3 protein-coding genes and 1 pseudogene are annotated in these 3,319 nt (G+C 48.5%); 3 read left to right on the top strand and 1 reads right to left on the bottom strand.

Annotation, left to right across the window (positions count from 1 at the left end; all coding sequences use genetic code 11):
• The 3 genes and pseudogenes from QQ91_RS12660 to QQ91_RS12650 form a co-directional block, all read left to right on the top strand.
• Positions 1–384 (top strand): annotated as a pseudogene (locus QQ91_RS12660) (hypothetical protein); the annotation flags it as partial.
• 39 nt (positions 385–423) lie between these two features.
• The gene (locus QQ91_RS12655; RefSeq protein WP_166284015.1) at positions 424–1,320 is read left to right on the top strand and encodes a WD40 repeat domain-containing protein; all 897 of its coding nucleotides are present in this window, start codon (positions 424–426) and stop codon (positions 1,318–1,320) included.
• 169 nt (positions 1,321–1,489) lie between these two features.
• A complete protein-coding gene (locus tag QQ91_RS12650; RefSeq protein ID WP_044151280.1) occupies positions 1,490–2,119 on the top strand; it encodes a tyrosine-type recombinase/integrase in 630 nt (209 codons plus the stop codon).
• 199 nt (positions 2,120–2,318) lie between these two features.
• Here the strand turns inward: QQ91_RS12650 and QQ91_RS12645 are convergent.
• A partial coding sequence (locus QQ91_RS12645; protein WP_166284013.1) for an ATP-binding protein occupies positions 2,319–3,319 on the bottom strand: 1,001 nt, incomplete at its 5' end.

Genomic DNA, 3,319 nt, shown 5'->3' with positions numbered 1-3,319 from the left:
GCCACCGGAAATAATGGCAACAAGGTAATACTCTGGGACTTACAAGGTAATCAGATTACTGTTATGGATGGTCATCAGTTTGCCGTGAAAGATTTGAAATTCAACTCAAAAAGCACATACTTATCCACAACCTCTTCTGAGGGTGTGGTGAGGCTCTGGGATCTAAGAGAAATAAGCGAATCTACGGAAGGACATCAAGGCCCCATTACTCCAACAGTATTCAGCCCAAACGAAAATTTTATTGTTTCTACCGGCATCGGTGATAAGCAAATATTTTCTTGGGAAATTCAGAATGGTCGACTTAAACCTGTTAAACGCCCTTCTCCTAAGCTACCAGAAAATGACATTCTTCATATCAATGAGGTTTTCTTTCATGACGATTAATACTCGATTCTAACAGTAGAGATTGCTGGAGAAAATCGGATGTGGCTCTGGAGTAGTGATGCAGAATTGATGTCAATGATGACAAACCCTAACGACGGGCCTCTTTTAGGAAGATTTAACACTGATTGTAATTGTATATATAGTGTTTCCTCAGATGGAACAGTACCTATCTGGGACCTAAGAGGAAATCAAATATCACTTATTTCAGGGCAAAGTCAGCGCTTTCCGGAAGTTGCATTCAGCTCAGATGGAGATTTTGCTATAACTACTAGCGAAAATGGGATGGCTCGTATATGGGATCTGAAAGTAGGTAAGGCTACAGAAATAGAAGCACACGATGATGAGGTCTACAAAGCTACATTTAGTCCGAATGGAAATCTTTTTGCCACAACTGGAGGAGATTCGAAAATAAAAATATGGGAGCTAAATGGCAATAAAGTACTTGAGACAGAGATTCAAAATCAAGCCCCCCATATAAAGTTTAGTCCTAACAGAAATCAAGTTCTGATAGGTAGTGCTGATGGTAGTGTACAGCTGTGGAATTTAGATAATAATGTAGTTTCGCATTTTGAAATCAATCTGAATGGTATTAGTGAAATTCAATATAGTCCTGATGGAAACCACTTTGCTATCACTGATAGGGATGGTGTCGTAGGGATTTGGTTGTTAAACGGACAGCAGATTGCAGAGTATAGCGTACACGGTTCTTTCAATAAGGATTGGACATTGATAGCCAATCTGCAGCGAAATCCTTTAAGCAATAACCATTTTTTAGACCTTGCTACTGTATATACCACTTCAAACCTCGATGAACTCATAACGGACGCCTGCGATCGCCTCACTCCTTACCTGATGAACAACCCCGATCGCTCTGACGAAGATCGCGCCCTTTGTGGTCTCCCTCCCCTAGAGCAAACAACCACCACGAGTGACTGACAGACCTCTATGTGTCTACCGCGCGCCAGTTAAATTCTCGCGCTGCCTGACACAATACGGATGCATTGCAACGCCGCTTTGCTAAGAGCTGAATGAGAAGCATTGCCGAAAATGCTCGTTTTCGGCAATGTTCATCTAAGTCAGCAACGACGCTTCAGTAATTAGAGACATGTCAGACAAAACCGCCCAAACATCATTTTCGGCAAAGTTTGAAGAGCCACTTAATCAGCCACCCCGTAAACCGAAAAATGACGAGGTGCGATCTCGCGAGCACCTCACCCCCGACGAAGTCGATCAGCTCATCCAGGCCGCGAAGAAAATCGGCCGCCACGGTCATCGCGATTCGACTTTGATCATGATCATGTATCGCCACGGCTTTCGAGTATCAGAGGCGATCGCCCTACGGTGGGACCAGGTGGATCTGAAAGCCGGTGTTCTCCATGTGGCACGACGGAAGAAAGGGACGCCGGCGACTCATCCGTTACGAGGGCCAGAGTTGCGATCGCTGCGGCAGCTCCAGCGGGACTATCCCAACACGCCCTACCTGTTTGTAACGGAGCGGGGTGGCCCGATGACGGAGCGCACGGGGCACAACATCATTCAGCGAGCGGGGAAAGCGGCGAAGTTGCCGTTTCCGGTGCATCCTCATCAGTTACGCCATGCTTGCGGATACTACCTGGCCGCCAAGGGGCATGACACGCGGGCGATTCAAGCGTATCTAGGCCACCGCAATATTCAGCACACTGTGAAATATACGGAGCTGTCACCGGGGCGCTTCAGGGATTTCTGGCAGGATTGATGATGGACGACGACATCGCCTCCTCTCCGGCACTCCTGGCGATGTCGCTCTATGAGGAACCCAATTGACATTCCTGGAAAGTGGAGAATACAGCCACCCATACTACTGAGCGGTCTTCAGCGGCTCCGGCAACTGGCAACCACTCCAACTCGCAGAATAAAGAGCTTCAGCATATTTGTGTCCCGGCGATTGCTTCTCGTCAATGATCGACGGCTGTCTTTGTACTGCCACCATGCTGAGTGACCCTTGGTCGGCACTTAACTTTCACGGCACCTTTGATGAAGGCATCTTCATTGGCCTTGTTCGACCAGATATAAGCTTCCCCTGGTTTCAAGTTGGACATCCTATCTGGCGACAAGCTGTCAAGGGCAGCATTCGCCTTTTGAATGTGCTTGAGCCAAGCAGGAGAGTTGAACTTATGAAGGATAATCTGGCTTGATAGCTCGATAAGCGAGACAGGTACTGAGGGCGGATCCTGGCTAGCGACCATAATGCTGGTGCCTTTATGGCGCATCTCGCGAACCACTTCGATTAGCCCAGAGAGGAGATCGGGGCTTTCGATATATTTGTGAGCTTCGTCAAAGACAACCAGCTTGTTGAACTTGCGACCTTCGTATTCGGCATCGGCAAAGAGCTGGAGCAGCACGACAAACAGCCCTAGTGCCTCGTCTTTTTCAATGAATTCGTCTCGGAGATCAACGATAACTAAACGCCCTGGTTGAATCAGGTCGCCGAGATGGGTTGTATCGTCAATGTATTCTGAGGCCAACTCCAAGCGCTGATGAGCCAATCCTTTCAGGGTATCCGGCAACAGAGAACTATCGATGCCATCCCGAATGGCTTGGACGGTCAGGTTATTGCGATGGGTCTTCATAATGCGGTTGAGCTGCCGCATGTAGGTGGATTGATTCCCCACAGCCCCCATCAAGAAGCGCCAGTGGCTGGCTTGCAGCTCTGATGCTGCGAACTTAATGGGATAAACCGTGATGCTGGGGTACTCTTCCCTGCGCTCATCCAGTTTGTCTGCGGGGGTGAGTAGGATAACGTCAGATAGAGCTTTGGGTTCTGCCCCGTAACGGTCTCGAAGAGAAGCAATTTGCGCTTCATCAGAATTGGGCTCCACCATGCTGGTGAATTCGGGCCTATAGTCCTGGGTAGGGCTGTAGTGGAAGATGATGGTGGTCAATGGCTCTGGCAGGC

Origin of the sequence: Lyngbya confervoides BDU141951 (genome assembly GCF_000817775.3) — a bacterium.
GTDB lineage: Bacteria > Cyanobacteriota > Cyanobacteriia > Thermosynechococcales > Thermosynechococcaceae > Lyngbya > Lyngbya confervoides.
The sequence above is the reverse complement of the archived record's forward strand: the minus strand, read 5'-3'. Positions and strand labels throughout refer to the sequence as shown.

What these genes read in the sequence shown, in the direction of transcription:
- QQ91_RS12655 (WP_166284015.1), top strand. Translation starts at nt 424, where the DNA reads ATGTGGCTCTGGAGTAGTGATGCAGAATTGATGTCAATGATGACAAAC.
- QQ91_RS12650 (WP_044151280.1), top strand. Translation starts at nt 1,490, where the DNA reads ATGTCAGACAAAACCGCCCAAACATCATTTTCGGCAAAGTTTGAAGAG.